The organism is Saccharothrix sp. NRRL B-16348 (genome assembly GCF_001280085.1).
Classification (GTDB): domain Bacteria; phylum Actinomycetota; class Actinomycetes; order Mycobacteriales; family Pseudonocardiaceae; genus Actinosynnema.
In genome coordinates, this window is the sequence record NZ_LGED01000254.1 from 12,537 (window position 1) to 36,747 (window position 24,211).

General features: G+C 64.8%; 25 protein-coding genes and 5 pseudogenes. 11 read left to right on the top strand and 19 right to left on the bottom strand.

Going from position 1 to position 24,211, the window contains the following annotated elements:
- Positions 1–100: 100 nt before the first annotated feature.
- A complete protein-coding gene (locus ADK67_RS41575; RefSeq protein ID WP_053722101.1) occupies positions 101–571 on the bottom strand; it encodes a hypothetical protein in 471 nt (156 codons plus the stop codon).
- Entirely contained in the window at positions 565–732 is a 168-nt protein-coding gene (locus tag ADK67_RS51765; RefSeq protein ID WP_157621489.1) for a hypothetical protein, read from the bottom strand. Before ADK67_RS51765 ends, ADK67_RS41575 begins: the two co-directional genes overlap by 7 nt.
- Before the next feature lie 473 nt (positions 733–1,205).
- On the opposite strand from ADK67_RS51765, the gene ADK67_RS41580 reads away from it, so the two are divergent.
- A complete protein-coding gene (locus ADK67_RS41580) occupies positions 1,206–1,892 on the top strand; it encodes a hypothetical protein (protein WP_053722102.1) in 687 nt (228 codons plus the stop codon).
- A gap of 107 nt (positions 1,893–1,999) precedes the next feature.
- Here the strand turns inward: ADK67_RS41580 and ADK67_RS41585 are convergent, their stop codons facing one another.
- The 8 genes from ADK67_RS41585 to queC all read right to left on the bottom strand — a co-directional run bounded on the left by ADK67_RS41585 (position 2,000) and on the right by queC (position 9,765).
- Complete coding sequence (locus tag ADK67_RS41585; RefSeq protein ID WP_157621491.1) at positions 2,000–4,225, bottom strand: hypothetical protein; 2,226 nt, start codon at positions 4,223–4,225, stop codon at positions 2,000–2,002.
- Positions 4,226–4,611: 386 nt separating this feature from the next.
- A complete protein-coding gene (locus ADK67_RS41590) occupies positions 4,612–5,937 on the bottom strand; it encodes a helicase-associated domain-containing protein (protein ID WP_157621493.1) in 1,326 nt (441 codons plus the stop codon).
- A gap of 5 nt (positions 5,938–5,942) precedes the next feature.
- On the bottom strand, positions 5,943–6,260 hold the full coding sequence (locus ADK67_RS41595; protein ID WP_197289871.1) for a hypothetical protein: 318 nt from the start codon (positions 6,258–6,260) through the stop codon (positions 5,943–5,945).
- 430 nt (positions 6,261–6,690) lie between these two features.
- Entirely contained in the window at positions 6,691–7,215 is a 525-nt protein-coding gene (locus ADK67_RS41600; RefSeq protein ID WP_053722105.1) for a VUT family protein, read from the bottom strand.
- A 91-nt stretch (positions 7,216–7,306) separates the two neighbouring features.
- The gene (locus ADK67_RS41605; RefSeq protein ID WP_053722106.1) at positions 7,307–8,074 is read right to left on the bottom strand and encodes a GTP cyclohydrolase I FolE2; all 768 of its coding nucleotides are present in this window, start codon (positions 8,072–8,074) and stop codon (positions 7,307–7,309) included.
- A gap of 1 nt (position 8,075) precedes the next feature.
- Positions 8,076–8,432: a 6-carboxytetrahydropterin synthase QueD gene (gene queD / locus ADK67_RS41610; RefSeq protein WP_053722107.1), complete on the bottom strand. Its 357-nt coding sequence runs from the start codon at positions 8,430–8,432 to the stop codon at positions 8,076–8,078.
- On the bottom strand, positions 8,432–9,067 hold the full coding sequence (gene queE / locus ADK67_RS41615; RefSeq protein ID WP_053722108.1) for a 7-carboxy-7-deazaguanine synthase: 636 nt from the start codon (positions 9,065–9,067) through the stop codon (positions 8,432–8,434). Before queE ends, queD begins: the two co-directional genes overlap by 1 nt.
- Positions 9,064–9,765 carry a 7-cyano-7-deazaguanine synthase QueC gene (gene queC / locus ADK67_RS41620; protein ID WP_053722109.1) on the bottom strand — a complete coding sequence of 234 codons (702 nt, stop codon included), beginning with the start codon at positions 9,763–9,765 and terminating at the stop codon, positions 9,064–9,066. Before queC ends, queE begins: the two co-directional genes overlap by 4 nt.
- A 309-nt stretch (positions 9,766–10,074) precedes the next feature.
- On the opposite strand from queC, the gene ADK67_RS41625 reads away from it, so the two are divergent.
- From ADK67_RS41625 to dbpB (ADK67_RS41640), 4 genes are read left to right on the top strand one after another with little or no spacing between them, the layout of a single operon-like run.
- Positions 10,075–10,767 (top strand): hypothetical protein, encoded by a 693-nt coding sequence (locus ADK67_RS41625; RefSeq protein ID WP_157621494.1) that lies wholly within the window; start codon positions 10,075–10,077, stop codon positions 10,765–10,767.
- The gene (dbpB, locus tag ADK67_RS41630) at positions 10,764–11,888 is read left to right on the top strand and encodes a DGQHR domain-containing protein DpdB (RefSeq protein WP_197289872.1); all 1,125 of its coding nucleotides are present in this window, start codon (positions 10,764–10,766) and stop codon (positions 11,886–11,888) included. The genes ADK67_RS41625 and dbpB (ADK67_RS41630) overlap by 4 nt, the downstream gene beginning before the upstream one ends.
- Positions 11,885–13,159, top strand: coding sequence for a tRNA-guanine transglycosylase DpdA (gene dpdA / locus ADK67_RS41635; RefSeq protein ID WP_053722112.1), 1,275 nt, complete (start codon positions 11,885–11,887; stop codon positions 13,157–13,159). The genes dbpB (ADK67_RS41630) and dpdA overlap by 4 nt, the downstream gene beginning before the upstream one ends.
- Entirely contained in the window at positions 13,152–14,258 is a 1,107-nt protein-coding gene (dbpB, locus tag ADK67_RS41640; protein WP_053722113.1) for a DGQHR domain-containing protein DpdB, read from the top strand. The genes dpdA and dbpB (ADK67_RS41640) overlap by 8 nt, the downstream gene beginning before the upstream one ends.
- 246 nt (positions 14,259–14,504) lie before the next feature.
- Here the strand turns inward: dbpB (ADK67_RS41640) and ADK67_RS55535 are convergent.
- The 7 genes and pseudogenes from ADK67_RS55535 to ADK67_RS41650 all read right to left on the bottom strand — a co-directional run.
- Positions 14,505–14,615: pseudogene (locus tag ADK67_RS55535) on the bottom strand (IS5/IS1182 family transposase); the annotation flags it as partial.
- 271 nt (positions 14,616–14,886) lie between these two features.
- Positions 14,887–15,042, bottom strand: a pseudogene (locus tag ADK67_RS55540) (ABC transporter); the annotation flags it as partial.
- Between the two features lie 12 nt (positions 15,043–15,054).
- Entirely contained in the window at positions 15,055–15,375 is a 321-nt protein-coding gene (locus ADK67_RS50020; protein ID WP_269436157.1) for an SPASM domain-containing protein, read from the bottom strand.
- A gap of 775 nt (positions 15,376–16,150) precedes the next feature.
- On the bottom strand, positions 16,151–16,702 hold the full coding sequence (locus ADK67_RS55545) for a hypothetical protein (RefSeq protein ID WP_082404624.1): 552 nt from the start codon (positions 16,700–16,702) through the stop codon (positions 16,151–16,153).
- Between the two features lie 80 nt (positions 16,703–16,782).
- Positions 16,783–17,034 (bottom strand): annotated as a pseudogene (locus tag ADK67_RS55550) (Hint domain-containing protein); the annotation flags it as partial.
- Between the two features lie 30 nt (positions 17,035–17,064).
- Positions 17,065–17,370, bottom strand: coding sequence for a hypothetical protein (locus ADK67_RS41645; protein ID WP_053722114.1), 306 nt, complete (start codon positions 17,368–17,370; stop codon positions 17,065–17,067).
- Complete coding sequence (locus tag ADK67_RS41650; RefSeq protein WP_053722115.1) at positions 17,367–17,555, bottom strand: hypothetical protein; 189 nt, start codon at positions 17,553–17,555, stop codon at positions 17,367–17,369. Before ADK67_RS41650 ends, ADK67_RS41645 begins: the two co-directional genes overlap by 4 nt.
- Before the next feature lie 622 nt (positions 17,556–18,177).
- On the opposite strand from ADK67_RS41650, the gene ADK67_RS51770 reads away from it, so the two are divergent.
- The 4 genes and pseudogenes from ADK67_RS51770 to ADK67_RS41660 all read left to right on the top strand — a co-directional run bounded on the left by ADK67_RS51770 (position 18,178) and on the right by ADK67_RS41660 (position 21,403).
- Positions 18,178–18,891: a hypothetical protein gene (locus ADK67_RS51770; RefSeq protein WP_157621496.1), complete on the top strand. Its 714-nt coding sequence runs from the start codon at positions 18,178–18,180 to the stop codon at positions 18,889–18,891.
- A gap of 669 nt (positions 18,892–19,560) precedes the next feature.
- Positions 19,561–20,289 (top strand): IS5 family transposase, encoded by a 729-nt coding sequence (locus tag ADK67_RS41655; protein WP_197289873.1) that lies wholly within the window; start codon positions 19,561–19,563, stop codon positions 20,287–20,289.
- A gap of 28 nt (positions 20,290–20,317) precedes the next feature.
- A pseudogene (locus tag ADK67_RS50035) lies at positions 20,318–20,674 on the top strand (helix-turn-helix domain-containing protein); the annotation flags it as partial.
- Positions 20,675–20,911: 237 nt separating this feature from the next.
- Positions 20,912–21,403, top strand: a complete 492-nt coding sequence (locus ADK67_RS41660) for a helix-turn-helix domain-containing protein (RefSeq protein ID WP_269436158.1) — start codon at positions 20,912–20,914, stop codon at positions 21,401–21,403.
- Positions 21,404–21,710: 307 nt separating this feature from the next.
- Here the strand turns inward: ADK67_RS41660 and ADK67_RS51775 are convergent, their stop codons facing one another.
- Both ADK67_RS51775 and ADK67_RS50040 read right to left on the bottom strand, forming a co-directional pair.
- Positions 21,711–22,982 (bottom strand): hypothetical protein, encoded by a 1,272-nt coding sequence (locus ADK67_RS51775; protein ID WP_157621498.1) that lies wholly within the window; start codon positions 22,980–22,982, stop codon positions 21,711–21,713.
- Positions 22,969–23,235: a helix-turn-helix domain-containing protein gene (locus ADK67_RS50040; RefSeq protein WP_231648615.1), complete on the bottom strand. Its 267-nt coding sequence runs from the start codon at positions 23,233–23,235 to the stop codon at positions 22,969–22,971. The genes ADK67_RS51775 and ADK67_RS50040 overlap by 14 nt, the downstream gene beginning before the upstream one ends.
- Before the next feature lie 112 nt (positions 23,236–23,347).
- On the opposite strand from ADK67_RS50040, the pseudogene ADK67_RS55555 reads away from it, so the two are divergent.
- Together ADK67_RS55555 and ADK67_RS51785 are read left to right on the top strand one after the other, a co-directional pair.
- Positions 23,348–23,494: pseudogene (locus ADK67_RS55555) on the top strand (transposase); the annotation flags it as partial.
- Positions 23,495–23,654: 160 nt separating this feature from the next.
- Positions 23,655–23,948 (top strand): transposase, encoded by a 294-nt coding sequence (locus ADK67_RS51785; protein ID WP_231648617.1) that lies wholly within the window; start codon positions 23,655–23,657, stop codon positions 23,946–23,948.
- Positions 23,949–24,211: the final 263 nt, after the last annotated feature.

The window sequence follows — 24,211 nt, forward strand, 5'->3', positions numbered from 1 at the left end:
CACGGGTCAGTCGCACCGGCGGCCGTGCGCGACACTCTCTCCTGCCCTTGACAGCACTCCGCCCCGCTGGACGGCATCCAGCGGGGCGGAGTGGGCTACGTCAGCACTTGGATTCTTCGAGGAACTCCTCGTGCGTCATGTTCTTCAAGTGGTATCGGACTCTGCCGTCGGCCAGGTCATCGAGGCCGAACCCCGCACCGAACGTCATCCCGCCGTCCGTGATGATCTGGGCGAAGAGCCTTTGGTCAGGACCCGGATCCCGCCACTCCACCACCTCTTTGCCCCCCGACGGAACCTGGCCGACGACATACGTGCGCGCCGTCGAAGGCGACTCGAAGTCGATCCTCCACAGCCGGGGATCATTTTCGCCCACCACCGTGTCGGCGTCCGGCGAGATCACTTCGACCCTGGTCACCGCCTGCATGTCGCATTCGGTGTCAAGGATTTCGATGGCCCCTGACTCGCCGAGTCGAACAGCGAGCGGATCGAAAGGAGTCTGTGGCACGCACGCCACCGAAGCAGCGCCGACTAGAGCGAGGAAAAGCACAGCCGCAAGAAGCCTGGTCAGCACTTGTAACCTCCCTTCTCGGCATCCGCCATCACCTCGAAGACGTTGCAACTGCCCGTGAGCACCGCCGGCAGCTCGGCGGCGACGTAGAGCGCCAGCAGGGATGCCAGGATTCTGGGCGTGCGCAGGCGTGATCGCCCGGCCGCCGTGCGGCTGGTGGACAAGATGATGGAGCCCCCAAGGTGAGCGCATGTCCCCCGACGACACGCCACCGGAATTTGTCAGCTCGCAGCGTGCGGCCCTCACACACATTTCACCTAGAACTCGTGCGGGTGATGAGCGTCATCTTGACCAACCGAGGATCACTCAGCTTCGCCCACGTGGCCCGCGACACCGGCCCGTCCACACCCTCGACTGCCCACGCCGTCACCGCTCCTGATCAGCGCGTTCACCACGGCGACACGACAGGTGGCACCTCAACGGACGACCGCCCGGCTCCACCCCGTCCGCCACGACGCGGACCACCGCTCCCGCCGGCGGGACGCCCGGAACCGCCCGCCGGCGAGCAGGCCGCGACCCCTAAAACCGGCCCTGGACTCCCTGAGGACCGTGACCCGGTGGCGGCAGCGGCGGCCAGAGCGTCAAACGCGATCGGAATAATCCCCAAGCAGCCCTTCGCCGAGCGACTGGACGGACCGTGAGCGAGTACCAGTACTTCGAATTCCTGGCCCTCGACCGGCCACTGGACGACGACGAGCAGGCCGAGGTCCGATCGGCGTCCACCCGGGCGACGATCACCGCCACCAGCTTCGTGAACGAGTACCACTGGGGCGATTTCAAGGGTGATCCCACCGCGTGGGTGGAGCGCTTCTACGACGCGCACCTGTACGTGGCGGACTGGGGCACGCGCCGGCTGATGCTCCGCCTGCCCGCCCACCAGCTCGACCCCGCCGTCGTCGACGACTACCGCGTCGACGACCAGGTGACCGCCTGGACCGCGGGCGATTTCACCGTGCTCGACTTCGGCATCGACGACGAATCCGGTGACGTCGACTTCGACTACGACACCGAGGAGTTGCTGTCGGCGATCGTCGGCGTCCGCACCGAACTCGCCATCGGCGACCGCCGACCGCTGTACCTCGCCTGGCTCGCCGCCTACGGCGTGTGGGAACGCGACGAGGACGCCTTCGACCGCGCTGCCGACGACAACCTCGAACCACCGGTCCCACCCGGACTCACCACGCTCACCCCCGCCCAGCGCGCGTTGTCCGACTTCCTCCGCCTCGACGACGACCTGCTCGCCACCGCCGCCCAACCCACCACCGCCCGCCGAACCGCGGGCGCCCTGCTCGACGCGGCCGCCCGCCGACGAGCCGACCGCTGACGTCAGCCGCCGGGTGTCACGCCGCACGCCGTTCGCGATGCCGACAACGCCCCTGAACGACGACGTGGCCCGCCGGCTGAGCCGACGGGCCACGTGGAGAACCGCGATCAGGCGGGCTGCACGCTGTACGTGCGCGTCACCTCACCCGACTCGACCCCTTCGGGGGTTCGGCTGGACACGGTGAGCTGGAACGACCCGAGAGGCGTGTAGGTGAACGTCGCCTTGCCGTCCGGACCGACCGGCACCACCTGCGTGGTGTTGAACGAGATGCGCCACAGCACCTCGTGCGAACCGGGCACCGCGGGGGTCACCGTGAACTCGACGGGTTGCCCCGGCCGGGCGGTCGACGGGCCGTCGGCCGGGAACTGCGGGCTGGTCACGGTCGGCGGCAGCGCCTCGACCCAGAACGTGAAGGACCTCTCGTCGGTCACGACACCCGCCGCGGTCACGCCGCTGACCCGCACCCAGTGGTAGCCCGGCTTCTTGGGCGTCCACCGGACCGACGCCGTGCCGTCCGCGCCCGCCACGACCTCCTGCTCCGCCTCGCCGCCGAACGCGTACCGGTACGAGACCACCGGCAGCCGCGGCGAGGAGAACGTGAAGGTGCCCGTGACGCCAGGACCGCCGCGCGCCGGGTAGCCGGGGTAGTCGGCGCTCGTCACGGTCGGCTCGGGCGCCTCCGCGATGAACGAGGTTTCGCCCCAGCCGGAACGGACACCCGCCCCGTTGACGCTCGCCACCAGGACGTCCGTGGCGCCCGGCACCATTGGGGTGTGCTCGAACGTCAGCGAACCGTCCGGCGCGGCGGGCACCGACACCTCCGGGTTGTCGCCGATCCGGTACACGTAGGACACCACGCCGGCCCGGTCCGTCGTCACGGTGAAGACCCGCTTCTGACCGACGAGACCGTCCCACACGTCGACGTCCACCCACGGCCACGCCTGGTCGACGTAGAACGACGCGTCGTTGATCCCCGACTTGACGCCCGCGGCGTCGACCGTCCACACCGTGAAGGTGCGGTTGGCCTGCCCCGGCTCGGAGAACACGAGCGTCACGCGGCCCGTGCCGTCCGGTCCGACCGGCACCGTCTGCTCGGCGCCGCCGTCGAGCCGGTAGACGAACGTCGTCGCACCGTCCTGGTTGGCGGTGAGCAGGACGTCCCTCGGCACGCCGAGTTCGAACAGCGGCCTCTCCGCGTACGGGGCGGTGGTCCGCACCCAGTACCGGTAGGTCCGGACCGGCGACCAGTGGCCCGCCCGGTCGATCCCGTAGACCTGGATGGAGACCGACCCGTCGGTGGTGGGCGTGACGGTCACCGTGGCGGAGCCGCCCGGCTGGTCGGCGTCCACCCGGCCACCGACGATCCCGATGCCCGTGTACTCGAACGCCACCACGTCCTGATCGCCGTCCGCGCTGAACGTGAAGTCGCCCGCCAGTCCCTCGCCACCGTCACCGGGCGGGCCGCCGTTCTCCCGGTACACCGTGGAAGTCACCGTGGGCGCCTTCGTCGGCGCCACGAGGTCGGCGGTGAACACGCAGGGCGCGGACCACTCGGAGTTGGCGAAGCCGTCCTCGGTGCGCGCGGCGAAGGCGTAGGTGCCACCATCCTGGATCATCCCCGTCGGGAACGAGCCGGACAGCCTGCCGCCGCCCGCGGACGTCAGGACCTCCACCCGCCGTTCGGGCGCGTCCACCGGCCAGTACGCCAGCCGGCCCTGCAGCCCGTACAGCCCGTCCGCGTCGTTCACCTGCGCCGACACCCTCTGCCAGGCGTCGGCGAGGACCACCGGCTCGCCGGTGCACGCCACGTGGTCCAACCGAAGGCCGGTCGGCGTTCCGGGCGGGGTGTTGAACGTCGTGTCCAGCACCGCGGAACCACTGTGGGTGCGGCCGTAGGCCACGTCGCCTTGGAGCTCTTCGGAGACGCGGACGGCAACGGTGAGCGAGGAGCGCCCCTCAGCGACGGACCGCTTGACCACGTCGAGGACGTTCCAGCCCAGCCACGGCGTCACGCACTCGTCCGTCACCTCGGGCCCCGCCACCCTGGCCACCTCACGCGGCTGGTCCGCCCACGTGATCGCGCCCGACGGTTCGACGACCCACAGCTCGGTGGCACGCGGCTTGGCGCAGTCGTTCGCGGCCAACTCCGGCGTGCGGATCGACGCCGTGAACACCTGTGTGCCCACGAACCGCGCGAGGTCGAACGTGAAGTAGACCTTGCCGACGTGGTGCTTCCCCACCTCGTCCCGCCACGAACCGATCCGCGCGTCACCACCGACAACGCCCTCGTGCGGCGAGCGCGAGTCGATGCTCACCCACGTCGTCGGGCTCAACGTGGCACGGTTCGGACTCTGCGCCGCAACAGCCGTGCCCGACACCACCGCGAGGCCACCGACCAGTGCCGCGACGAGCACCCCGGCACGCACAACGCGCCCAGGTCTTCCGGACGATCCCATCATCCCCCCTCAGGACACGACGACGGAGCGTTCACCCCCGCCTGTCGCCGGGATAATCCCAGGTGACGCCCATACCTGTCCGAGAATTTCCCAGTCCCGCCACCGACCGCGTAGCGATAGGCCTCTGACCAATCCGGCCTCCGACCCGCGATGAACGCCGCTCAGTCGTCCTCCGTGTCGGTCGCCGGGCTCGACGAGGAGGTGGCAAGGGCCGCAGGACGGCGGAATCGAGTCCGTTCAACGAACGCACGACCCCAACCGTGTCAGAGCTCACCTCCGCGGACCCCGGCCGGGATGACGTGCCCCAACTTGAGCAGGGCCTTGCGGAACTTCAGCTCCTGGTCCGGCCGGACGGCGAGGTGGCGGTCACCGATCGGGCGGCACAGCGCGCGGGTCGCGCGGTCGCGGCTGATCAACGCGGCGAGCGCTGGATCGGCGCACTCGATGACGCGGACGTGGCCGAGATCTGTCAGCTGCGAACTCCGCCGCTCGACGTCCGCGACCAGCGTGCGCAACGCGTCGGGCAGGTCGTGCTCGGTCCGTTCGGCGAGGAAGTCGACGAACTCACCGAGGTCGCGGCCGTTGCCGAGCGCCGTGAGCAGGCCGTCCGCCGACACCATCCAGACGCGGTCGGCGGTCTGCTCCGCGTGGGCGGACAGGACGAGCCGGTCCGCGACGCCGATGTCGCCCATGGCGACGACGTCGAGGTTGGGCAGCACCTTCAGCGGCCGCGTCCCGGCGGCCTTGGACTCAGGCGGTCGGTACGCGTCGGTCAGGCCGAGGGCGTAAGCGCCGAGCGCGGTGAGCCTGATCGCCACGAGTCCGTCGTAGCGGCTCAACGCGTCCAGGTCGTCACCACCCCAGTTGTCGACGTAGTCGTCGCGCGCACCGCGTGGGTCGACGTAGTCGAGGTCGATCAACCCAAGAGTGCCCGCGTACTCGAACAACACGGCCAGGGTGTAGCGACCTTCGAGGATTTCCCAGTCGTGGTGCTCCTCGTAGCCGAGGCTGCCGTATTCAGGGTCGACGAGATACAGCTTCCACAGCGCCATTTCGGTGCGGGCGATGGTGGGACTCATGTTGCCGCGCCGCATGGCGGTGAACAGGAAGTCCACGTCGACCCACTTGCCCGGCGGGCACGTGGCCAGCGCCGCGGCGACCACCTGTCGCCGGGTCTTGGCCGCGGTGAGCACGTTGCGCCCTTGCTGGCCCTTGATCTGCTCCACCCGACTGAACTCGTCGATCACCGCGTGGGTGAGCCAACGCCGCCACAGGTCCCGAATGGCGTCGGCAGTCGGCTTCCCGAGCACCGCACGTCCCTTCGTGGTCAACCGGAGGCGGGTGCCGTCGAGCGAGGCGAGGCCACCGGCCTGGAGCAACAGCGGCCAAGCGAACGCCGCGATGGGCTCTTCTGGATAGAAGTCACCGTGCACCAGGTGTGCGCTGACGGTGCGCACGGTCGCAGCAGACGGACGCCGGGTCTTGTCACTGCACTTCACCTCCCCGGCCGCACACAGTTCGAGCACAGCGCGCAGGTTGGCCAGGGCTTCCTCCTCGGTGAACCGCACCTGTTCCGGCCAAGGGTCCACCGGGTTCACGCCCCCTTCGCCCAGCGGCGGTAGGCGTCCACCCACTGCATGCCTTCCAACAGCGGGGCAGGCAGCGGCAGGTCCAGGACGGGGATGCGCTGCTTCGACTTCCCGCGCACGCAGACAGCCACGATCTGCTCGTCATCGGTCAGGTCCACACTCGTCACAATCACGTCCATGCCCAGCACCACCGTCTGGAACGGCACGACGAGGTACTCCTCGATCATGGAGTGGAAGCCTGTGACACACTCGCTGTCGTCATAGCAGTCGACAGTTGCTTCCGCGATCAGCGCATCCAGCGCCACCCGGTTCGATCGGCTCACGCCGCGAGGTTCCCACATTCGGCAACGGGACTCTTACGAGGAGCGGCAACCGCAAGTTTCTCTCCCGAACCACCCGGTAGGGTCACCCGGCTTGGAGCACAACACCGACAACCTGCTCCAGACTTGCTCCACCCACCGCAGTGTGAGCGACGGCAACAAGTGCCGACCTCAACCCCCGAACACGGTCCCACGCGCGGTGTGGAACTCGACCCGCACCCGCAGCACCGTCGCCAACCGCTCACCCGGCTCGTCGTCGCCCGTTCATCGGGGCTGCCGAGGCATGGGACTCGATGGACACCACGCGGCGGCCGACTGGTTATCGAAGCCTGTCTGGGGCCTGTCACCGGTCGGGCAGAGGCCGCTGGCAATTTCACCGCTTCAACCACTCTTGCACTTGCCCGACCGGTGGAGTACGACCTCGACATGCTGGTCACTCTTCGCTGTGGACCAAGGTCTTCCTACGGCCGAGCAACGCCAGGACCGCCACAGCGGCAACGGTCATCCACGCCTTGCCGATGATCTGCCCGGGCAGGAACTCGAAGGAACCGAAGGCCATCTTGAGGAAGATCAAGCTGTCCGCCAGCAGGCCGACGATGTTTGAGCCGACCACGGCGACGATGAGTCCACGCTTCCGCAGCGGTTCGTACACCGCGAAGTCCAGGAGTTCCGCCACGATGAACGCGGCGGCCGACGCGGTGGCAAGCGCCGGGTCGGCCAGGAGGTAGGACAGGACAGTGCCCACGACGATGGCGCCCAGGACCGCTCGGCGGCCAACGCTCTCACGTGCCAGATCCCGCAGGACCAGAGCCAAACCGGCGAAGTAGACGGCTGCTGGGGCGAGGAAGCCGAACCCGACCGGGACAACGCCGAAGTGGGTCACGACGAGGTTCGCCAAGGGGATGGTGGCGATGTATGCGACGAGCAGAATCACCCCGCTCGGAGTGACCTTCTTCACGGAATCCTTCTTTCGGAGGGGGCTGACCGACTGGCTTCAGGGAGCGGCTTCGCGCTCGGATCGGCCGTGCGGAGTGCTTGAGGGTATGCCGTCACCCCGTGATCAGAGCCACCGCATCGTGGCTGTGGATGCTCTCGAGGTTTCGCACCCTCACCTGGTGGGGCAGCCCTCGGGAGCGGCACGTGAGCGAGATGTCACGCACCATGTCCTCGACGAACACGGGGTGGTCGTAGGCCTGCATCGTGAGCGTGCGTTCATCAACGCGCTTGACCAGCGGAACCACCGGCGCCGACCCGCTGTCGCGGATGATCTTGACCGCGTCCAGCACCGGCAGGGGATACAGGTCATCTCCACTGCCCGTGACCGACAAGGTGACCTTGCTGCGCTGGTTGTGGGCGCCGTAGTCGGAGATGCTCTTCGAGCACGGGCAAAGACTTGTCACCTCGGACGTCACCGCCGTGGTCACGCGGCAGGTGCCGTCCTGCCAGGTGCCGGTCACCTCCACGTCGTGGACGGACACGGACTCCAAGCCGCTCGTCGGCGCGGATGTCACTTCGGAGATCGGCATGCTGAGTACTACCGAAATACCCGGGGCGTCCAGTTCAGCCGCACCGCTTTTCAGCACCTGCGCCATGTCTCGGGGGTCGAACGCTTGCAAGCGTTCGTGCACGAGAGCGACCATCCGACTCATGTGCGTGCCCCGGCGGTCTGCCTGCAGTTGGACGGTGACCGAAACCTCGGCGATGCTCCGCTGGTTCGTGACGCCGTCATCGAACACCACCGGGTACCGCAACCCGGCGATGCCGACCTGATCGACCTCGATGCCCCGAGGGTCCACTTCTGCCTGGATGTCGTGCACGTCACCGTCCTCGATAAGTGCACCCGGAAGTGCAGGTCTCCCGGACCGTTACAGCGGACACCTCGGGCAACCGCGGCACCAGGCGGTCCCAGATCCACACGGCCAGGTTTTCGCTGGTGGGATTCTCCAACCCCTCGACCTCGTTGAGGTAGTGGTGATCGAGTTGCTCCTCGATGGGCTTGAAGGCTGCCTTCACGTCGCCGAAGTCCATGATCCAGCCGGCACGCTGGTCGACGGGTCCCTCCACGTGCACGGTCACGCGGTAGGAGTGGCCGTGGAGGCGGGCGCACTTGTGCCCCTCCGGCACCTCGGGAAGCCGGTGAGCGGCCTCGAAGGTGAACTCTCGAAAGATCTCCATCAGCGGATTCCCAGGTACTTGTGCGTCTGCAGGGACAGCGACCAGCGCGGGTTCTTCATGCAGTACTCCACCGCCGCCTCGGTGTGGCTCTCCCGCTCTTGGTCGTCGAGGGGTTGGAGCCGGAACGAGCGGAAGTCCAGGTGTTCGAACTGCGCGGGATCGCCGCCAGCCTGCGGATAGACCAACTTCAACTCGTCACCCGAGGTCACCACGAGATCGGCCCCGATCTTCGGGCTGACGCAGAGCCAGTCCACTCCCGCAGGCGGTGTGCGGGTGCCGTTCGTCTCCACGGCGACCTCGAAACCCCGGCGGTGCAGGGCATCGACAGCCGCTGCGTCCAACTGCAGCAGTGGTTCTCCGCCCGTGCACACCACGAAGCGATGGTCCCTGGTCTGCGATGGCCATGCCGCTTCGACCGCGTCAGCGAGCTCGTCGGGCGTGGCGAACCGTCCGCCTCCCGTGCCGTCGGTGCCGACGAAATCCGTGTCGCAGAACTTGCAGATCGCCCGGTAGCGATCTTTCTCGAGACCGGTCCAGAGGTTGCACCGGGAGAAGCGGCAGAAGACGGCCGGCCGGCCGGCGTGGCTGCCTTCGCCCTGAAGGGTGTAGAAGATTTCCTTGATGAGGTAGGTCATGCGTCCACGTTTCGGTACGTCACGGGATCGGTGACACCGGCCTCTGAGAAACCCTTGAGCCGCAGCAGGCAAGTGTCACAGCGACCACATGCCCGTGCCTGCTCGTCGGGGTCGTAACAGCTCGAGGTGATCGAGTAGTCGACCCCCAGGCGGAGGCCCTCGCGGATGATGTCCGCCTTGGACATCTCGATGAGCGGTGAGCGGAGGCGAAGCGGGGTCTCCCCTTCGACACCGGCCCGAGTGGCGAGGTTGGCCATCTTCTCGTACGCCGCCATGTACTCCGGCCGGCAGTCGGGGTAACCGCTGTAGTCGACAGCGGTCACGCCGGTGAAGATGTCCGTCGCGCCGACCACCTCGGCGTAGGCGAGCGCGAAAGACAGGAAGATGGTGTTGCGTGCCGGTACGTAGGTCACCGGGATGCTGCTCGCGTCGACCTCTTCGAGGTGGTCGTGCTTGGGCACCGAGATGTCCGACGTGAGCGCTGAACCGCCGAAGGCTCGAAGGTCGATGTCGACGGTCTTGTGCCCGGCCGCCCCGAGCGCCTGAGCAACTCGCCGAGCCGCCTCCAACTCGACGACGTGGCGCTGCCCGTACCGGAAGCTGAGGGCGTACGGGGTGAAACCCTGGTCCTTCGCTATGGCCAGTACCGTCGTCGAGTCGAGACCGCCGCTGAGCAGTACGATCGCCGGTCGTTCCATCGACGTCACCCCTTCAATTGGTGGACAGCGGGTCAAGATCATATCCCGCTAACTAGGATGTAGAGTAAACCGCATCGGAAGCGAGTTAGGGTTCAAGGGAGCCGGCGAGGCGTGAAGAAACTATCCGTGGTAGTGACCTGCACGGACCGTAAGATGCTCGTCCCGCCTCCGGCTCTCCGTGTGGGTTCCCTCCCGACGGGCACGGTGAGCAGCCGACTCGAGACGTGGACGGACCGGGTCCGCGCGGAGAGGGACCGCACCCCTCTGAGCGGCCTGTACAAGGGTGAGCACTGGCTCCAAGCGCACGCCGTGGTCGATGCGGCAACCCGTGCGGGGTTCGAGGCGGAGCTGTGGGTCGTGTCCGCAGGGCTGGGCTTGCAGCCCGCCACCGCCTCGTTCCCGGCGTATGCCGCAACCTTCAGCGCCGGCCATGAAGACAGCGTCGCATCGGCCGGCGTCGACCGGAGGCTGTGGTGGAAGGGCCTCCAGGAGCGCATCGGCACGTCGACCCTTGCCGATCTGGGCTCCCGCAGTTCCGTGCTCCTGGTGCTGTCCGAAGTCTACGGGAGCGTACTGACGGCCGAGTTGGGCGAACTCGGTCAGCTGGGCGGTGACACACTTCTCGTCGGCGGCAGCGAGGACATACCCGGGGTGCAGCGCGTACGAGCCAACGGATCGCTTCGCAAAGCGCTGGGCGGTACCCTCACCGGGCTGAACGCGCGGATGGCCGGTTCCTGGCTGACCCACTGCGAGGACGGTGTGCTGACCTCACCTGCCACGACGGAGTCGTGGACGCGCTGGGTCGAGCACTCGGCGCACCGCGAGACCTACAACCGCACACCGATGACGGACGCGGAGGTCAAAGACTTCATCCGGGCGTCGGCGGCCAAGCACGACGGCATCTCGCGCACGAGGTTGCACCGGTTGCTCAGGGAGAGCGGCAAGGCTTGCGAGCAGAAGAGGTTCGCCAACCTCTACTCCGAGACGATGGGAGAGCGGTGAACCTCAAGCGCAGGGCGTTGAAGGTGCACCAGCACCCTACGATCCCCCTGTACATCTTCACCCTCGCGGCCGAGGAAGTCGCGCTGATCTCCGACGTGGCGCGGATCTCTCGGGATGACGCTGGTCGACTCCTCGGTTATCAGCGCCCTGAGAAGAAGCAGCACGTCAACCAGATCCTTGAGTACCTGGACAGCGACGAGGTGCTGTTCCCCAACGGGTTGATCATGGCTCTGCCCGACTCGGTTCGCTTTCGATCCAGTCCAGGTCCTTCAGCCACCGACGGCCTGGCCACGAGCGGCACACTCGAAATCCCGCTCCCGCAGACCCCGGACGAACCCCGACCGGCGTGGATCGTGGACGGCCAGCAGCGGAGCCTGGCCCTCGCGCGGACCAAGCGGACCCGCCTACCGGTGACGGTCGCCGGGTTCGTCGCCGAGGACATCGCCACCCAACGCGACCAGTTCCTGCGGGTGAACACGGTGTCGCCGCTGCCCGCCAACCTCGTGTCGGAACTTCTGCCCGAGGTGGGCACGGCCCTGCCCGCGAAGCTGTCTGCCCGCAAGTTGCCGTCCGCCCTGGTCACGATGCTCAACCAGGATTCGGACTCGCCCTTCCGGGGGTTGATCAAGCGACCGTCGACCAGCCCGGAACAGCGCGGTACCGCCGTCGTCACCGACAACAGCCTCACCGCTGCGGTCGAGGAGTCCCTCAACTCGTCCGCGGGCATCTTGTTCCTCTACCGCAACCTGTCGAACAGCACCATAGACACGGGTGCGATACGCAAGATCCTGGTCTCCTACTGGACCGCCGTGCAGCACACCTTCCCCGATGCCTGGGGTCTGCCGCCGACCAAGAGCAGACTGATGCACGGTGTCGGGATCAGAGCCATGGGGCGACTCATGGACAAGATCGTCCCGAACGTAGACCTGGGCGCCGCAGATGTCGTCGAGCAGATGAAGAAGGAACTGACCTTGATCGCGGATCACTGTCACTGGACCAAGGGGCGGTGGAGTGAGCTGAACATCGCTTGGAACGAACTCCAGAACACCCCGCGGCACATCAGCGTCCTGTCCAACTTCATCATCCGTGTCTACGTCAAGTCGCGGGTGAACGCGTCGTGAAGTTCTACTTCCCGGACAGTCAGGACCTCGTCAGCCCGACGTACGACTTCATCAACGACGAGTACCTGCCTACCAGGGTCCGCCAGCGCGACGACGTGTACGCGCACGAGGCGGTCACACCGTCCCCCTACGACGGCATCCTCGTCAGCAAGGCGATCGTCGACGGCTCGATGAAGGGGGCAGGCAAGTACCCCGCACCCCAGCGCGCGAGGCTCTACCGCCTAGGAGTGCGCAAGTTCTTCAGGCTGCCGCCTGACACTGCCAGTCTCGGCGACTGCGGCGCCTTCAACTACGCCGAGGAGGAGTACCCGCCCTACTCGGTCGATGAGGTCCTCGACTTCTATGACGAGTGCGGGTTCGACTCGGGCGTCAGCATCGACCACGTCATCTTCGGCTACCTACCGGAAGCAGGCGAAGACGCGGTAGACCCCGCCTGGGCGAAACGGCGGCACATATCCCTGGACCTCGCGGAGAAGTTCCTCGCCGCCGTCCAGAGCAGGGGCAGCCTTGTCGAACCTGTCGGTGCCGCGCAGGGGTGGAGCCCTGCCAGTTACACGGACAGCGTGGCCCGCCTCCAAGAGATGGGGTACCGCAGGATCGCGCTCGGCGGCATGGTGCCGCTGAAGACCCACGAGATTCTGGCGTGCTTGGAGGAGATCTCAACCGTCCTGCAGGCGGAGACGCAGCTGCACCTTCTCGGGATCACCCGTGTGGAGAGCATGGAGCGCTTCGCCGGACTCGGTGTGACCAGTTTCGACAGCACGTCGGCTTTTCGGCAGTCGTTCATGGACGACCGGAACAACTACCACACTGAGGACGGCGCCTACACGGCCGTACGCGTCCCCCAGGTTGACGGCAACCCAGCGCTGAAGCGAGCGATCCTCTCAGGAGCGGTGTCGCAACGTGATGCCATCCTTGCGGAACGGGAGTGCCTGAGCGCCTTGCGCGGATACGACCAGGGCGTTGTAGACCTCGAGCACGTCATGACCGCCCTGGCTGCTTACGAAGCGCTGGTGCTGGGCGACAACCAGACGAAGAAGAAGAGCTACCTGGTCCAGTACCGTAGAACGCTGGAGGCTCGTCCCTGGAAGTACTGCCCATGTGCGTTGTGCGAAAAGCACGGCGTCGAGATAGTGATCTTCCGAGGCACGGAGCGGAACAAGCGGCGTGGGTTCCACAACCTCGCCGTCCTGGAAGCCAAGATGCGCAAGGTCGCCCCGCGACCGGTTCGCGGTGAGACCGCCCCCTCAACTAGGAGAGAAAGTGGCTGACAGGTACACCCTGCGACTCCCGGCCCTCGAGGTCCGGCAGGGGCGTCGACGGATCTACTGCTTCGCCGTCGACGGCAAGAAGTTGCACAGCTTCGCAGCGGTGTCGCGCATCCGCCGTGATGATGACGAGCAACTGCAGGGCTATCAGCGTCCGGAGGTGCTCAGCCACATCCGCGGTATCCGCAAGTACCTCGAGTCGGGCGGGGCGATGCTGCCCAACGCGATCGTCGTCGCCTTCGACGAGCGCGTGCAGTTCACACCCTCCTTGATGATCCCCTCGGACACAGTCGACTACTCGGTTCCGGGGGAACTCGTCATCCCGGTGGACGAGAGCCTGTCCGAGGCCGAGAAGCCCGCGTGGCTGGTCGACGGTCAGCAGCGCAGCGCCGCGATCCGTGATGCCGACGTCGCCGAGTTCCCCGTCGCGGTCGTGGGCTTCATCACCGACTCGGAAGAGGAGCAGCGCTCGCAGTTCATCCTGGTCAACTCCACGAGGGCGTTGCCCAAGGGCCTCATCCACGAGTTGCTTCCCGACACCACCGGTCACCTGCCTGATGCCTACGTGCGCCGTCGCCTGCCGGCGCAACTGATGACGCGCTTGAACGGCAAGCGCGAGAGCCCGTTCTTCCGCATTATTGCGTCACCGACTGCGCCCGACGGCTACATCAAGGACAACAGCGTCCTGAAGATGGTCGAGCACAGCCTTTTCGAGGGAGCGCTTTACCAGTACCGCAACCCCGTCGACGGCACTGGCGACGTGGATCGGATGCTCACCCATCTGATTGGCTTCTGGTCAGTGGTGCGCGACGTTTTTCCCGAGGAGTGGAGCAAGCCGCCGCGCAGTTCACGTTTGACGCACGGCGTCGGCATCCAATCGCTGGGCTTCGTCATGGACACGTTGACAGAGGACGTACCGGCCGAAGGCGTGAAAACAGTAGAACTCAGGGAAACTTTGGAGAGCCTGCGTCCGCACATGGCGTGGACATCCGGAAGTTGGAAGTTCAGCGATGGCGAGCGGCGCTGGAACAACTTGCAAAACACGCCGAACGACGTCCGCCAGTTGACGACGTACCTATTGAAGTTGCTGCGTCGTCGGTAGTGAGCCCGTCTATTCTCATCCGGCGTCGAGGCGGAGTGCAAGGACGACTTAGGTCAGGTCGGTGATGCGAGTGGTAGAGCAATGGAGTCTGCGCAGGCATTGAGAGGGAGATGGCTCGTTCGCCAAGCGCCCGGATGTGTGCGTAAAAGCGGTTGGCCGCCTGCTGGCCAGGCGAAAGGTTATGCCACCTGCTTAGGTAGGGATGCGGACAGAGTCGCTACCGCGTCGGTATGCCTTGCCCGCTGGCGGGTGTGCGAGGACTTGAACACTCATGCCGTGGCGCTTGAATTTTCCGGAGTAGTACGGACCGTCGGCGGCGATCCGGTCGATGGACAGCACGGTGCCATCGAGGATCACGTAGGACTTGCCTACGTCGCCTCGACGAGATCGGCAAGGAGTCAGGTGGCTTCGTGGATGTAGCGGCAGACGGTGGCCAAGCCGGATGCCGAACCCGGCGGCAAGGCGGATGTACGTGTTGCCGCAGCGCAGATGCGCCAGCACCAACCCTTGGCGTCCGGGATCGAGGTGCCTCCACTTGCTGCCAGCACTTGCGACCGACCCGCTCGCCCGCCATGCGCGTCCAGTCCCACGCCTCGGCGAATGCCTCGACCAGGGTCGACTTCCCCGAACCGTTCTCCCCGACCAGGAAGGTGATTGGCCGCTCGAAGACCATGCCTTCATCGGTCATCTGCGCCAGGCACGGCACGGTGAGCGGCCGCGGTCGTGAATCCGGAAGGCCGGAGGGCAGTAGGTCGTCGGGAATGTACGCGCGGCGGGCAAGCATGGGCTGTCTTGATCAGTACTCGGTCGGGACGCATTTCCCCTTGGGCGTGCAGTTGCCCGCAGGGTTGCACGCCGGGCCACAACTCGGCCCGCACTGCGGGTCGCACATGTTCGGCACACACGGCGACACCGGTCGTTGCGCGAACCGCTCGGCCAACGCAGTCGTCGTCGCCAGCATGGTTGGTCCGTTCAGGATCTCGACAAGCGGAGCAAGCCGCACGTTACCCACCGGCAGCCAACGCGAAAACACGCACGGCCACACCGAGCCGTCCTCGGCAACCGCGACCTTCCTATCACCGCGCTGCCCGCACAGTGCAGACGAGTCGGAGGCCACGGCACGGTCACCGAGGATGTCGGCAGCAGTGCGGCGTTGTAGCCGGCACCGATCTCGAGGACGCGGTGGCCGGGTCGGTCGTCAAACGGAGATGCGACTGGCGGGCCTGCCGCCGGGTTCGCCAGCCTTGATGGTGAGGACCTGTTGGCGTAGTCGTCGGGCACGAACAGGTGACGGGGTACCGTGCGCGCCCAGTGTCGGTGGTGGCAATCATCCGGCTCCTTTCCACACCTACTGCCTCAGCGGCGACAACCGCGCCGACAAGCCTGTCACCGTGGACGGTGACATCGCCCTCGACGATGTCATGACAGAGATTCCGGCGTCATGACAGACATGCCGGCCAACCCACAACCGCACCCGACCGTGGTGTACACGAGGAACTGGCCAACGATCGGACCGGCGTAACGACAACGCGGCTCCATACGCCCGCTGACGGCCGTCTGGAACCGTTCGAGGGTCGGTAACACCGGAGCCGGGCATCGGCAACCGCTACGGCCGTTGAAAAGTCACCGGCAGCACCATCCGGCCGGGTCACCGAGACCTGGAGCACAACGCTGACAACATTTCGTGCGGAGCACGCCCGTGCTCCAGATCGGCGGGCCCGGTCCACAGTGGACGCAAAGCAAGATCGCCCGCCACCTGCATTATCGCAGGTCAGCGGGCGATCCATGTGCTGTATTCGATTGTGGAGCTGAGGGGACTCGAACCCCTGACCCTCACACCGCCAGCATGGTCCCGTGAGTGCCCTGACCAGCACAAACAGAGAACCCGCACGTCAGCCGGTACCGTTCACCGCTGTTCGGAGCTGTCGCGCGTCGTTCAACTCCACCGCCTGCTCCAGATCTGCTCCACATCCGCAGTGTGAATGACGACAGAGGCCGGACTCGAGCATCGAACATGCGTTCCCACGTACGGTGTGGCACTTGGTCCGCAATCGCAGTGCAGACGCCAACCGCCCGGTCAATCGTGCGCCCCGATCGCGCCATGTCGCAGCAGGAGACTCGTCCGGAAACCCAGAGCCGTCGGATCGGCCGGGCGCAGATGGCCTAGAACTCCTATCCCACGTGTCGCCGCTGTCGCCGCGGCACCGGCCCTGCCGGCGAAACAAAAGGAAGCCCGCACGCTCGTCGCACGCCTCCAGCACGGCGACCGCCGTCGGGGCGTTGAACTCAGGGGCGCGCACTGGCGACCAGGCGGAATGGGCGACCGCCCGGGCGAGGCGGTCTCGCGCCTCACGTGCCTCGTCGAGTGGATCACCAGAACCACAGTTGTGCACGAGGACCGGCACTGTCCCCGCGCGTGCGTAGTACGTGTGGCTGCTCTCGATGGAGAGGTCGTAGACAGGCTCAACGTGGGTGTAGCGATCGAGTCAGTGACCTGTGGCGAGGTGCTGCCGATCGACGTAAGTTGTTGACCGGGTTTGAGGTCGCCGATGTTGACGAAGCGGCCTTCGGCAGCAATCCAGACGGGGTGCCAGTAGGTGGCGTCGATGGTGCCGTCTCCAGCGGTGATGGTGAGGCGGGTCATGTCGTCTTCGTCGGCGTGAACGATGGTGGCGACGACGTCGCGGTCGGTGGTCTCGCCGGTGGTGGGATCGGTGGCTTTGACTTTGTCGCCGATCTCGACTTCGGCGATGGGTTTGGTGGAGCCGTCGGCCATCAGGACCAGGGTCGTGGCGGAAGCTGTGCTTCACACAGCTCCGCCGCCCTTCAATGTCAGCTTCTGGAACTGTTCGGTGGCGGCGCGGGAGACGTTGTCGGCGATGGATTGGACACGGCGCAGGACGCCCTTAGCCTTGTCCACGATGCCCGCCAGGCGACTGACCGCCTTCACCGCATTGAAGCCGGTTTCGAGCATCTTGCCGACCTTGCCCCACCGCACGAGGCCGGCGACGAGGCGACCACAAGCCCAGATGTCACCCTTGGAGAAGCAGTCGACGATGTCGTGCCAGCCCGAGATGTCCTTGAGGACCTCCCAGGCGACTTCCTTGATCACTTGTGGACGTCGGCCAGCGCCTTCTGGTAGTCCTCCCAGGAGATGCCCTCCAAGGCCAGGCTGTTCCTCAACGCCCTTTCGTTGTTCCGGTTCGCCTGCTGCCACGCCCGCTCACGATCGTAAAAGGCCTGCCGTTCCCGCTCGTAGCTCTCGCGGTTCTGGTGAACAGCGGGTTGTAGCCGCACAGCACGCCGTCGGAGCCGCAGTCCCTGAGCAGACCGGTCTGGTCGCTGAACGTCACCGGGCTGTTGTTGGCGTAGGCGTGCCATTGAGCTGCTGCGGGTCGTAGTTGTCGATGACCGGGTCGGCGGAGAGGGACCGACTCGAGGACTGGTCGTACAGGCGTGCGCCGACCTGGGTCAGGCCCGACTCGTCGTTGTGGCCGCCGACGAAGCCCAGGCGGTCGGGCCATTCCGGTGGGGCGGTGCCGCGGGTCGCGCCGAAGGATGTTTGACGGCGTTGGGTGACGGTTTGCGCGTGTCGTTGGCAACGGAGAGTTGGTTGGTGCGGTGGTGGTCGGAGGTGAGCCACTTCAGGCCGGAGATGCTGAGCACGACCCGGCCGCGCAGCGCGTCGGGCAGAGGCGGGGTGTGCGGGCAGGTGACCTGTCCGAGCAGCGGCGCGATGCGTCGAGGACACGGGAGACACGGTGGGTTGGGAGACGCCGAACCAGTCCGAACGCTCTAGGCTTCGGAACTGCGGGACCGGAGTAACTAGGCTATAGCAGCCTTAGACAAGGAGGTACCCTATGACGATAGAACAGGTTAAGACTCATGAAATAGGCCATCGACCAGCGGAAGGAAATTCATGAGGTCACATTCGGCGGTCCTTCTAGACTGCGACGGACTTCTTGTCGATAATGTCGAGTTCGAGAAAGCCGTCACGCTATTCCTAGTCGAACACCTGGCTTCGTCCTCGCAAATTTCCGTAAACGAGGCAACGATCGCATGGGAGCAGGAGCTTCTCGATACTAAAGGATCTCCATCTTGGTACGACTATGACTTTCACTGCCAAAGGCTCGGCCTGCCAAAACTTGCTAGAGAAGCACACAGGGCAGCCCGCCATCTCCTCGTTCGCATGCCCGAAGCAGAGAAAACTTACGCCATGCTTCTCGAAACCGGCATAAAATTGGGCGTTGCTACCGACGCCGTTCGTTGGGTCGTTGAATTCAAGCTCGAATCCCTGGACTTCCCTAAGCCAAACTTTATTCTTTCATCCGACTCGATGTCGGCAACCAAAAGTTCACCTCGCTACTGGCAAACGTACAGGGAACAATACCCGACGGATGACGTATGCATATTTGCAGACAATCGCGTCGTAAACCTGGACACTGCAGGATCCGTACTACCAGACGCCGACCTTATCTGCTTCGTTGGCGATGAACACGTTCTACAACTCTCAGGAATCGTCGGACCAAACGAAGTGCAGAATAGAATCTCGGAAACACCCATCGATATCGTTGCTGATCACTACGAGCTAATGGAGCAGATAATCGACTTCCTGGTGCAGGGTAAACAATAACATTGAAGGCGACAGTAACGATCTGCTTCAGTTTACTTACCCGTCACCGACGGTCGGAGGTGCGCACAAGTTATTGAGACGAAAGTGCGAGGCTGCCTTCCTAATGACGGCAAACCCGCTGGTCAGCGGCTTGGGATGCAAGAAAGCTGACACTTTCCACGCAATAACCCTGTGGAGCGCGAGTTGCTGCAATTGCAGGTGGTGACCGTGGTAGAGATGGGAAGGGTGAGGGCTACAGGAAGGCTGCGGAGGTGGTCGGAAACTTCCGAACGTTGAGCCATTTTCATCGTGACGTCGCAGGTCATGACGCAGGCTGAGTGGTGGGTGCGGGGAAGGGCAAGGCTCCCGGTAAGACAGCAGTCGACCAAGATCCGATGCCCTAACCGGGAGCCTCGCTGTGCTGTCTTAGTGGCCGTTTCCGAGCTTGGGCTGGTGGATGGCCTTTGGTGCGGACACAAGGAACTCCTGGTAGATCGGACGTTGTCGAAGCGCCGCTCTGCCAGGAGTTCCGTTGTTATCGTGCCCGATCCCCGCGGGCGGTTCCACCGGGGGTGCCCCGTGCTGCCGCTTGGCTGCCTAACACCAGCCCACCCGACGGGCGGCCCGGTATCCCACCGACGTCACCGATGCGCAGTGGGCCGAGCTGGACCCACTGCTGCCCGATCCCGCGTGCTTGGCCGGTCGGGCGGCCGGTGGGAGAAGCACTGCCGCCGCGTGATCGTGGACGCGAACCTGTACGTGGTCGACAACGGCATCAAGTGGCGGGCGCTGCCGGCGGACTTCCCGCCCTGGCCCACGGTGTACAAACGCTTCGCCGCCTGGGAGAAGGTCGGCGCGTCGCAACGACTGCTCGACGCGCTGCGCGACCGGGTCCGCCTGGCCAAGGGCCGGGTGGCGGCACCGTCGGCGGCGGTGATGGACTCCCAGTCGGTGCGCGCGGCAGCCACCGTCGATCGGGCCATCCGCGGCTGGGACGGCGGGAAGAAGGTCCAAGGCCGCAAGCGGCATATCGTCGTGGACACCATGGGGTTGCTGGTGGCCGTGTTGGTCACGCCCGCCTCGACGCAGGACCGGGTCGCCGCCCGCAGCCTGCTGCGGCACCTGCGCGACACCGCCGGGAAACGGGCCACGCTGGTGTGGGCCGACGGCGGCTACACCGGCACCCTGCTCGACTGGGCCCGCATGACCCTCGACCTGCTGGTGGAGATCGTCCAACGTCCGCAGGTGCCGTACTTCACCATGCTGCCTAGAATATGGGTGGTCGAACGCACTCTGGCCTGGATCACCGGACACCGCCGCTGCGTCCGCGACTACGAACGCCTACGCCACCACCACGAGGCCATGGTCCGCTGGTCCATGATCCGCATCACCACCCGCCGACTCACCCAACGCCGGTAGCTCGGAAACGGCTACTTACCTTGCCGCGATTCCGCTGTCCAACTACACCTTCGTGCGCCTGGGCGACCTGATCCGCGCAGAGCGGGCGCGGCGGCGGCGCCTGGAGCCCGGTCGTCAGGCGTTGCTCGTGCTAGCCCACCTGCGCAACGGCGACATCCACGCCCGCCTCGCCGTCGGGTTCGGTATCTCCCGCAACACCGCCTGGCGCTACGTCCGGGAAGTGGTGGACTTGCTCGCCACACTGGTCGACGACCTCGGCGCCGCCGGTGAACGCGCCCGCCCGACTGGCCTACGCGATCCTGGACGGCACGCTGGTTCCCATCGACCGCGTCGCGAGCCAGAAACCCTACTACTCGAGTAAACCCGAGGCCACGGGGTCAATGTCGGCTGCAGTCGGCGAGGATATGGGTATGGGCCGTGCAAGTCCTTGCTGACCTGGCCCTGCGGACAGGTGGCCTGTCGGCGGTCGAAGTCGATGTGAAAGTTGTCGTGGATGAAGCCCTCGCCCCGCCGGTGCTGATGGCTGGGCCTTGTCGATACAGACTCTGAATGGCCAGGATTGATGGCGTTGCTCATGGCCTGCCCTCGATGATCATGTCCGGCATTGGGTATCCGGGGGGTCATGAGGTATGCGGATGGTGGCGGTCTGTTCGAGCGGGGCAGGGCCACAAGCGAGCAGGTCCGGTTGAAGGCGGCGCAGTGGTTCGCCCAGGACGTGGCCGTGGCGGAGATCGCCCGTCGGCTGCGGGTGTCGACCAACGCGGTCTACGCCTGGCGGCGTCGATGGCGCACCGAGGGCGAGGCCGGATTGGCGTCGAAGGGCCCGGGCGGGTCGTCGTGCCGACTCGACCAGCGACGGTTGGACCGGCTCGCCGAAGCCTTAGAGCGCGGTCCCGCCGCACACGGGTTCGGCGACGACCAGCGCTGGACCCTGGCCCGGGTCTCCGACCTGATCGCCAAACTGTTCCATACCCGCTACACACCGCGCGGCGTGTCCTACTTATCGCATTCCATGGGGTTATCTCCGCAGGTGCCGGCGCACCGGGCGGTCGAACGCGACGACGATGCGGTCGTGACGTGGCGTCGGGAGACGTGGCCGGCGGGAAAACGGTAGCGGCGGAGCGGGGGCCTGGCTGTGCTTCGAGGACGAGCCGGGCGGACACTGCGCCCGCCGAAGGCCCGAACCTGGGGCGGCGCGGGCGGACCCCGACCGTGGTGGTGTCGAGCAAGGGCTCGGACCGGGTCTCGATCGCCGGACTGGTCCGCGCGACCATCGTTAGCCTTCCAGAACTACCTCGATAAGCAAGGCATCCAGCGCCCGCGTTCCAGGCGATCCGTCGGCTGACATAACAGCGACGAGACCCCCGACAGCGCCACGCTCATTAGGTTTACGATTATTGAATTTCAGGCCGGAATGATCTCTAGCCGGAATGCTGGCGATCCGCAGTACCAGTTTGATTCACAGCGAGACGTATGCCTCGACGTAAGGACTTCTTCAGCCTCGAAAGGTAATGATGCTCGTACTCGTCACGAAACCGCCGGATTGGTCGCAAAGTGAGAGCTGTACCGATTATGGCAGTAACACCTCCCCCAATCGCCAAAAAACCTGGATCCATAGCCGTTGGTGCAGCAAAAGCGAGCCCAAGTATTGACGTCACAAGTTCACTCTTTTGTTTCCTCCAGACCCTCGGAAGTAGTTTCAATTTAGCATACCCACTCTGCATCTCAAGCTCCCCGGCCAATTGATCGGTTTCGGCGATTAAGGTTTTTTCCATATCTACGCGCAGTTTGTTGTAGTCTTTAACAAATAACTGCCAGTCGCTGTCGGTCTTCAATCGAAGCAATAGATTCCGCACACTCGGCGATTCATCGTTAGCCAACGCCTCGCCAACCGACGGGCCAAATACATGAGATACTACTCGCCAGAATAAATGGGGATCGTACGGATGAATAGTTGGATCATTGGGATCAAGTGTCGGAAGCCCTGCCACCACGTAACCATCGTCTACATTAGCTCGATAGTATAAAACTAGCAGTCGAGAGTAGAATTTACCGTCTTTAGCCAGACCTGGCAAATGTTGTCGACGAAAGAAATCCACTACAGAATCAAGAGATACGAGAGGTGCACCTGAAATAAACCCCCTGAGCGCCCGGATAATCTTCTTGACAGAGACGGGTTGCTGGTACCTCATAACGTGCTGCACTATCTGCTCACGAAGAGACTCTCCGGCAACCGTTGAATTCGAGAGATCACGCAAGAGCAGTTGTCGAAACATCGAATCTCGACTATCCTTAAAACTAACTGCACTGTCTACGAATCTTTCGGACAATTCCGCCGCTTGTGTAGTTAAGTCGATACCCCAACGCCGGTACTGGAGGAGCTCCATATTAGATTCAGAAGTTTTCCCCCTTGCCAATTTCGCTATGCGCTGATTCATATATTCGCTCAGGCTGGGAGAGTCGCCTAGAACTATTTTGGTAAATGGGGGGGCGAGTATGCCAGCAGCTTCCCTGTTGACGATCGAATGAGTTAAAGGCGCTTGCCATACGTAAGCGGGATGCACAAGCAATGAGGGAGCAAGGAGGAAATAGCATCTTATCCGCTGACGAAGCGAATCTCCGTCCAAGCCAGCAACACGCTGGTAGTCGTCATCAAACTCTGCAAGAAAAATCCCTCGCTCACTCATTTTCACCCTTAGAATATGAGCGGAGAACAGGAAGATCGGCTAGCAGTAACCCTGGCTTCACATCAAGCGCTTCCGCTAACGCAACGATATTAATTAGCCCAATATTGCGTTCACCACGTTCGATGGAACTCACATAGGTTCGGTGCAAATCGGCCCGATCGGCAAGGGTTTCCTGCGACAGACCAGACTGTTCCCGAATCTGGCGGACAGTTGCCCCAAATGCTTGCAGAATCGGAGAGCGCTGCTCGATGGGTCCCACGACCCTAGCTTGGTGTTACGATGCCTAAGAGTCGACAGACTATGAGTCTCACCGCGAGCGCTGCGCCGAGGCCGGGATCGGCGAGGGGGTCGGGTTCGCGACCAAGCCCGTCCTGGCCGCGCGGATGCTGCAACGGTTGCTCGACGCGGGTGTCACGGTGCCGTGGTTCACCGCGGACGAGGCCTACGGCGACAACCCGGGACTGCGGACCTGGCTTGAGGAGCACGGCCTGGACTACGTCATGGCCGTCTCGTGCGACGACCGGTTCACCACCCCGCACGGACCCGTCCGGGCCGACGAACTGACCGGGAGCGCCCCGCGCAAAGGCTGGCAACGACTCTCGGCCGGGGCCGGCAGTAAAGGGCCGCCTCTACAACTGGCTGCTGCTCGACCCCGGTGCCGACACCCACACGTTGTTGGTGCGCCGCTCGATTGGCAAACCCACCGAACTGGCCTACTACGTCTGCCACACCCGCCGACCCGTGCCGTTGGCCGAACTCGTCCGCGTCGCCGGAAGCCGTTGGGGCGTCGAGGAAACCTTCCAGTTCGCCAAGAACGAAACCGGCCTGGACCACTACCAGGTCCGCAAATACGACGCCTGGTACCGCCACATCACCCTGTCCATGCTCGCCGCCGCGTTCCTCGCCGTCACCGCCCACACCGAACGGACCCACGACGCAAAGGGGGCTCCACCGGAGGCCATGAGAATCTGATCCCGTTGTCGTGCAACGAGATCAGACGCCTATGGGCCAGCCTGACCCGACCGCACACACATCGACCACTGGTCGGACTGGCGACGACTCCACCAAACCCGCGCCCGACACAGCCACTACCAGCGACAACACCTCAAGTATCCAGATTGCGGCTGTAGTACTAATACTCCAGCCGCAGTTCGTGATCATGTTCTGGTAGCTTGTCGATCTTGTGTTGGTCGATGAGGATGTCCAGGCGTGGATGACCGGCTTGGACGAGTTGT

Excerpts from the sequence above, each read along its gene's own strand:
- queD (WP_053722107.1), bottom strand. The coding sequence starts at position 8,432 with ATGGAGATCTTTCGAGAGTTCACCTTCGAGGCCGCTCACCGGCTTCCC.
- queE (WP_053722108.1), bottom strand. The coding sequence starts at position 9,067 with ATGACCTACCTCATCAAGGAAATCTTCTACACCCTTCAGGGCGAAGGC.
- queC (WP_053722109.1), bottom strand. The coding sequence starts at position 9,765 with ATGGAACGACCGGCGATCGTACTGCTCAGCGGCGGTCTCGACTCGACG.
- ADK67_RS51770 (WP_157621496.1), top strand. The coding sequence starts at position 18,178 with ATGAGGTCACATTCGGCGGTCCTTCTAGACTGCGACGGACTTCTTGTC.
- ADK67_RS41660 (WP_269436158.1), top strand. The coding sequence starts at position 20,912 with ATGAGGTATGCGGATGGTGGCGGTCTGTTCGAGCGGGGCAGGGCCACA.